The following is a 7276-nucleotide window of genomic DNA, read 5'->3' as shown; positions in this document are numbered from 1 at the left end:
GCCCAAAAATAGTTGTAAAATTGCAAAAAACAGTACCCGGCTCCCCTGTTTTTATGGTATGATAGATACGCGAATCTGTAAGGAGGCGTTTTTCCGGATGGAATTACTGTTTGATCTGCTTCGGTCCGTCGTGTACGGCATCATCGAAGGCATCACCGAATGGCTGCCTATTTCCAGCACCGGCCACATGATCCTGGCCGAACAAGTGCTGAAATTCAGTTTTGACGAAGAATTTATGTCCATGTTCCGCGTGGTGATCCAGCTGGGCGCCATTCTGGCCGTGGTGGTTCTTTACTTTAAGAAACTCTGGCCTTTCTGTGCCGACAATGGCCGGGATTCCGGGTTTTCCAAACATCTGCGCTGGCCGGTGATCCGCCTGTGGTGCAAGATCATTGTGGCCTGCCTGCCCGCCGCGGTGCTGGGATTCCTGCTGGATGACTGGCTGGATGCCCACCTGTACAACAGCATTGTGGTGGCCATCATGCTCATTGTCTACGGCGTGGCCTTTATCCTCATCGAGCGCCGGCCCCGGGTCCCCTCCACCACCAAACTCAGCCGCATTACCTACAAGCAGGCCATTCTGGTGGGTGCCTGGCAGGTATTGGCCATGATTCCCGGTACTTCCCGCAGCGGCGCCACCATCGTGGGCGGTCTGCTTTGCGGTATGAGCCGCCCCTGCGCTTCCCAGTTCACCTTCTTTTTGGCCATTCCGGTCATGGCGGGTGCTTCCGGCCTGAAGGTCGTCAAATATGTGCTGGGCGGCAGCAGCTTTACCATGCCCGAGGTCCTGGCCCTTATTGTGGGCTGCCTGGTGGCGTTCCTGGTTTCCATGGCGGCGATCCGGTTCCTGATGAACTACGTCAAGAAACACACCTTCACCGCTTTCGGCTGGTACCGCATCGCCCTGGGCATCGTGGTGCTGGGCATCTGGGCTGTGCAGACCTTCATGGTCGCCGCCTGACAGCTTTTCCCTTGTTCCTTCTTTGCAAAGAAGGAACCGAAGAAATTCAAAACAAAAAATCCCGACAGGGTCTCCCCTGTCGGGATTTTTTTGGATGATTTTCCTGGAAGTTTTACGTTCCCATAAGACTGCAATATGTTCCTTTTTGACCGACCAAAAAGGAACCGAAAAAGTCGCCGCTACTTCCGAGGCGCGGGGCACGGCTCGGGGGCTGCACGCCCCCAAGACCCCCAAAGAAGAAGTCGCCCTCGCCAAAACGGAGAAAAACGCCTGGAGAGACTGTTTTTCCTGCCGTTTTGGCGGTTCTCCACTTACAATTCGGGTGTGCCCGAACCCCCGTGACGGTACATTCTCTGGTCGCGCGTAAGGCAGGCTTATTTTCCCAAACCTATGCTATCCCCTGCCGCTCCGATAAGGATTCGCTGACTGTATGGGATTCGCTGTGCTTTTGTAAGGAAAGGTTCCAGAAAAATCTCAACAAAAATCCCCGCCCGGGGTTACCCAGGCGGGGATTTTTATGGAAAATTCTTTTGGTACTTTTCTTATAAGAAAAGTACAGAGAATTTCATGCGCACAAGATTACTTGTACAGCTCGACGAGGCGGGTCAGGTGCTCGTAACGGGCATCGGCCGCAGCCTGGTTCTTCTCGAACAGCTCCTTAGCACGCTCGGGGAAGGCACGAGCCAGACGGCTGTAACGGGTCTCGTTGTTGAGGAAGTCCTGATACTTGCTCATATCGCCAGCCTTGGAGGTCAGGGTGAAGGGGTTCTTGCCCTCGGCCTTGTTGGCGGGGTTGAAGGTGAACAGGTTCCAGTAACCGGCCTCGACAGCCTTCTTCATCTCGTTCTGGCAGTTGGTCATGCCGCCCTTGACACCGTGCAGCTCGCAGGGAGCGTAGCCGATGATGATGGACGGGCCGGGGTAAGCCTCAGCCTCAGCAATGGCCTTGACAGCCTGAGCCATGTTGGCGCCCAGAGCGATCTGAGCAACGTAGATGTAGCCGTAGGTCATGCAGATCTCGGCCAGGCTCTTCTTGCTGATTTCCTTACCGGCAGCAGCGAACTGGCAAACCTCACCGATGTTGGAGGCCTTGGAAGCCTGTCCGCCGGTGTTGGAGTACATCTCGGTGTCGAAGACCATGACGTTGACATCGTGGCCGGAAGCCAGGACGTGGTCCAGACCGCCGTAACCGATATCGTAAGCCCAGCCGTCGCCGCCGAAGATCCAGAAGCTCTTCTTGGCCAGGTACTGCTTGTCCTTCAGGATCTCCTGAGCTTCGGCAGAGCCGTCAGCCTCGAGGGCAGCGACCAGAGCCTTGGCGGGAGCATCGTTGGCCTTGGTGTTGGCCTTGGTCTCGATGAACTTGTCGATGACAGCATCCAGCTCGGCGTTCTTGCCCTTCAGGGCTTCGACCTTCTTGATCAGGTTGGCACGGACGGTCTCGTAACCGATCTGCATGCCCAGGCCGTGCTCGGCGTTGTCCTCGAACAGGGAGTTGATCCAGGCGGGGCCGTGGCCGGATTCCTTGTTGGTGGTGTACGGGCTGATCGCAGCGGTGCCGCCCCAGATGGAGGAGCAACCGGTAGCGTTGGAGATGAACATCTTCTCGCCGAACAGCTGGGTGATCAGGCGGGCGTAAGAAGTCTCGGCACAGCCAGCGCAGGAGCCGGAGAACTCAAGCAGCGGCTGGTTGAACTGAGAACCCTTGACGGAGATCTCGGAAACAACGCCGGGGATGTTGTCCTTCTTGCGGATGTTCTCGACGCAGTAGTCGAACGCGGCCTGCTGAGCAGACTGGCTCTCCTGCGGCTTCATCTCGATAGCCTTGGTGGGGCAGACGGTGACACATTCACCACAGCCCATGCAGTCCAGCGGAGAAACAGCCATGGTGAACTTGTACTCGCTGGCCTTGGGCTTGGTGTCGGCGCTCTTCAGGCTCTCGGGAGCGTTGGCCACTTCCTCAGCGGTCAGGCAGAAGGGACGGATGGTAGCATGAGAGCAGACGAAGGCACAGTTGTTGCACTGGATGCACTTCTCGGCGCTCCATTCGGGAACCATAACGGCGGTGCCGCGCTTCTCGTAAGCGGAGGCGCCCAGTTCCCATTCGCCGTTGGCGTTATGCGCAAAGGCGGAAACCGGCAGGCTGTCGCCGTCCATACGGCTGATGGGCTCCATCACGTCGCGGATCATCTTGACCAGCGGAGCGGGACCCTTCAGGTCGGCGGGAGCAGCGTCGGGAGCGGGGTTGTGCCAGCTTTCAGGCACTTCGACCTTATGGACAGCGTCCACACCGGCGTCGATGGCCTTCCAGTTCATCTCAACAACAGCGTCGCCCTTCTTGCCGTAGCTCTTCTTGGCAGCGGCCTTCATGTACTCGACAGCCTCGTCGATGGGCATAACGTCAGCCAGCTTGAAGAAGGCAGACTGCAGGATGGTGTTGGTGCGCTTGCCCATGCCGATCTCGATGGCCTTGTCGATGGCGTTGATGGTGTACAGCTGAATGTTGTTGTCGGCAATGTACTTCTTGTCGGCAGCATTCAGGTGCTGATCCAGTTCCTCGTCGGTCCACTGGCAGTTGATCATGAACACGCCGCCGGGCTTAACGTCCTGCACCATCTTCATGCCCATGTGGATGTAGGCGGGGTTGTGGCAGGCCACGAAGTCAGCCTGGTTGATGTAGTAGGGGCTGCGGATGGGCTTGTCGCCGAAACGCAGGTGGCTGATGGTCACACCGCCGGTCTTCTTGGAGTCATACTGGAAGTAGGCCTGGATGTACTTGTCGGTGTGGTCGCCGATGATCTTGGTGGAGTTCTTGTTGGCGCCAACGGTACCGTCACCGCCCAGACCCCAGAACTTGCACTCCTTGGTGCCGGGGGCGGAGGTGATGGGAGCGGGCTTGACCTCGGGCAGGCTCAGGTTGGTGACGTCGTCCACAATGCCCAGAGTGAAGCGGGCCTTGGGCTCGTCCTTGGCCAGCTCGGTGTACACAGCAAAGACGCTGGACGGCGGGGTGTCCTTGGAACCCAGACCGTAACGGCCGCCGGTCAGCACGATGTCGTTCATGCCGGCCTCACGCAGGGTGGCGGCGACATCCAGGTACAGGGGCTCGCCCAGAGAGCCGGGCTCCTTGGTACGGTCGAGGACAGCGATCTTCTTGACAGTCTTGGGCAGGACCTTCAGCAGGGCCTCGGAAACCCAGGGACGGTACAAACGGACCAGAACCAGGCCGACCTTTTCGCCCTTGGCGGTCAGGTAGTCGATGACTTCTTCGGCCACGTCGCAGATGGAGCCCATGGCGATGATGACACGGTCGGCATCCGGAGCGCCGTAGTAGTTGAACAGATCATAGTTGGTGCCGATCTTGGCATTGATCTTGTCCATGTACTTCTTGACAACAGCGGGCAGGGCCTCGTAGGCGGGGTTGCAAGCCTCACGATGCTGGAAGAAAACGTCGCCGTTCTCGTGGGAGCCACGGGTCTTGGGATGCTCGGGGTTCAGCGCCTCGGCGCGGAACTTCTCCACAGCCTCCATGTTGCACATTTCCTTCAGATCTTCGTAGTCCCACTTCTCGATCTTCTGGATCTCGTGAGAAGTACGGAAACCGTCGAAGAAGTTCACGAAGGGAACGCGGCCCTCGATGGCAGACAGGTGCGCAACGGGGGACAGGTCCATGACTTCCTGCGGGTTGGACTCGGCCAGCATGGCGAAGCCGGTCTGACGGGTGGCGTAAACGTCGCTGTGGTCACCGAAGATGTTCAGGGACTGGGTGGCGACGGTACGGGCCGACACGTCAAAGACGCAGGGCAGCTGCTCGGCTGCGATCTTGTACATGTTGGGGATCATCAGCAGCAGGCCCTGGGAAGCGGTGAAGGTGGTGGTGATGGCACCGGTACCAAGGGCACCGTGCACAGCACCGGCGGCACCGGCTTCAGACTCCATCTCAACAACCTTGACCTGGTTGCCGAAGATGTTCTTCAGGCCGGCAGCGCTCCACTGGTCCACCGTGTCAGCCATGGGGCTGGACGGAGTGATGGGGTAGATGGCAGCCACATCGGTGAACGCATAGGCTACGTGCGCCGCAGCGGTATTGCCGTCCATAGACTGTTTTGCTCTGGGCATTTTTCTTCCTCCATTTTCAGAGTAGTTTTGCATATCCGCACGGGTTTTTGCCCGCACAGGCCCACGCCTGCCCGGCAATGTGCCTGTGTTTTGCCCCGGGCGCACTGCTAGAAAGACGCTTTTGCATAGCTTTATTGTACCAAAAAAGAACCTGATTCGTAAAGGGTTTTTGTTTAGAATGTTGCACAGATTTTCAGGAAGGATGTGTGCATTTTGACTATTTTTCCACAAAGGTTGCAAAACATGAAATATGGCAGTCCCATAAATGGAACTGCCCCTTGCCGGCACCTGCCGGGTAAAATCAAAGAATTTCCTGTACCTGTAAGGTTTTTCCGGCCACAGTGAACCGCACCTTATTGGCGCCAAAGTCCAGCGTGTACACCCGCTGGGGGTCGTGCTGATACCCCGGCCGGGGGTCGTTTTGCAGCACCCCCAGCAGGGCCGCCTGCTTTTCCTTCGGCACTTTGGTCAAAAGTTCCGGCGCACATTCTACCGTCAGCCCGTAACCGGCGGTCTGCTCGGTAAAGCCGCCCCGGGCGTCCGGGTGGGCGTCCACATAGGGCAGGTAGGGTTTGATGTCAAAAATGGGGGTGCCGTCCAGCAGGTCGGCGCCTTTCACCAGCAGGTCGCCCCCGTCCACGCCCACCAGTTCCACGCAGCTAAGCCCCAGCGCATTGGGCCGGTAGGGGCTGCGGGTGGCAAACACCCCCCGCCGCACATTGCCGCCCAGCCGGGGCGGGCGCACCGTGGGCCGCCAGCTTTTGCCCGCGGCATATTCCGCCGCCACCGTGCTGAACTGCCAGATCAGCCACAAATGGCTGTAGCCTTCCAGCCCCACCAGGGCGTTGGGGTCCCGGTATTCCGGCTCAAAAACGATGCGTCCCGTCAGTTCCGGCACCAGCCCGCTCTGCCGGGGAATGCCGAACTTGTCCTTGAAGTCGGTGCAAATATGGGCGATGGGGTGGATGGTGTAGGCGTCAGCAGACATGGCAAAAATCCTTTCTTTCGGGCTGTGGTCCCGCGGGATCCGGGGGCGGGGGAGTGGGCCGCCTGTTGTTGCAAAATCACTTTTTTTGCAGAACCTGCAAAAACCGGGGCGGCTGGCTCGTACCTATTATATAGCACCGCGCAAAACCGCGCAACGCCGGGGCTTCCAGCCCCAAAAATTTACACGGATTGCCCTTCTCAAAATTGTCGAAGTATGGTAGAATAGGGCCAATATACGCTTGAAAGGGGGCAGATGTTTGGCACCCATCATCCGCACCGAAAAACTGCGCAAAGTCTACGCCGTGGGCAAGGAGCGCGTGGTCGCGCTCAACGACGTGGATCTTTCCATTGAAAAAGGGGAGTTCTGCTGCATTGTGGGCCAGTCCGGCAGCGGCAAAAGTACCCTGCTGAACCAGCTGGCCGGGCTGGAAAAGCCCACCCGGGGCAAGGTATTCATCGGCAAGCACGAGATCAGCGCCATGAGCGAAACCGAACTGGCCCGGTTCCGGCAGGCACACCTGGGGTTCATCTTCCAGAGTTACAACCTGCTGCCCACCATGACCGCCGCCGAGAATGTGGCCCTGCCGCTGATGTTCAAAGGGGTGGACAAGAAAACCCGCATGAAGCTGGCCCGCAAGGAACTGAAAAGCATGGGCCTTTTGGGCCGCGCCAACCATCTGCCTACCGAGATGAGCGGCGGCCAGCAGCAGCGCGTGGGCATTGCCCGTGCTTTTGTGAGCAACCCCAAGGTCATTTTTGCCGACGAACCTACCGGCAACCTGGACTCCATGACCAGCAAACAGGTATTGTACCGGATGCTGGAACTGTCCAAGACCCAGCAGGTCACCTTTGTAATGGTCACCCACGAACCGGAACTGGCCCGCTGTGCCGACCGCATCGTGACCATTCTGGACGGCAAGGTCCAGTCCAGCGTGGTCCAGGATGACGAGACCAAACAGAAGTACCGCGATGAGCTCTTCGCCGATCTGAAAGACAACCTGGACATCGGCGGCGACGCCAGCAAAGAAAAGAAAGAAAAGCCCAAAAAGAAGGAATCTGTGCCGGCAGAACCCGCCGCCACCTGAAACCGCCCCGCCGCCTGCGGCGGCATCGGTTTTCCGGCCCGGCTGTATGCCCGCATCTATACATGGAGGTCTTACCTTGAAACGCATTTTTTCCCTGATTGCTCTGCTGGCGCTGGTATCGGCG

General features: G+C 58.3%; 4 protein-coding genes. 2 read left to right on the top strand and 2 right to left on the bottom strand.

The features are described from left to right. Nucleotides 1-97 precede the first annotated feature (97 nt). Nucleotides 98-961 carry an undecaprenyl-diphosphate phosphatase gene (locus H6B10_RS11220; RefSeq protein WP_204651688.1) on the top strand — a complete coding sequence of 288 codons (864 nt, stop codon included), beginning with the start codon at nt 98-100 and terminating at the stop codon, nt 959-961. A gap of 579 nt (nt 962-1540) precedes the next feature. On the opposite strand, the gene nifJ is transcribed toward H6B10_RS11220, so the two are convergent. Then, nucleotides 1541-5080: a pyruvate:ferredoxin (flavodoxin) oxidoreductase gene (nifJ, locus tag H6B10_RS11215; RefSeq protein ID WP_204651687.1), complete on the bottom strand. Its 3540-nt coding sequence runs from the start codon at nt 5078-5080 to the stop codon at nt 1541-1543. Between the two features lie 301 nt (nt 5081-5381). Then, nucleotides 5382-6068, bottom strand: a complete 687-nt coding sequence (gene tsaA, locus H6B10_RS11210) for a tRNA (N6-threonylcarbamoyladenosine(37)-N6)-methyltransferase TrmO (protein ID WP_204651686.1) — start codon at nt 6066-6068, stop codon at nt 5382-5384. Nucleotides 6069-6324: 256 nt separating this feature from the next. Between tsaA and H6B10_RS11205 the strand changes: the two genes are divergently transcribed. Next, nucleotides 6325-7152, top strand: coding sequence for an ABC transporter ATP-binding protein (locus H6B10_RS11205; RefSeq protein ID WP_204651685.1), 828 nt, complete (start codon nt 6325-6327; stop codon nt 7150-7152). Nucleotides 7153-7276: the final 124 nt, after the last annotated feature.

The organism is Gemmiger formicilis, assembly GCF_016901605.1.
Lineage (GTDB): Bacteria > Bacillota > Clostridia > Oscillospirales > Ruminococcaceae > Gemmiger > Gemmiger formicilis_B.
The sequence above is the reverse complement of the archived record's forward strand: the minus strand, read 5'-3'. Positions and strand labels throughout refer to the sequence as shown.

Bases quoted from the DNA above. Each gene is read 5' to 3' on its own strand.
- nifJ (WP_204651687.1), bottom strand. From the start codon at position 5,080: ATGCCCAGAGCAAAACAGTCTATGGACGGCAATACCGCTGCGGCGCAC.
- tsaA (WP_204651686.1), bottom strand. From the start codon at position 6,068: ATGTCTGCTGACGCCTACACCATCCACCCCATCGCCCATATTTGCACC.
- H6B10_RS11220 (WP_204651688.1), top strand. From the start codon at position 98: ATGGAATTACTGTTTGATCTGCTTCGGTCCGTCGTGTACGGCATCATC.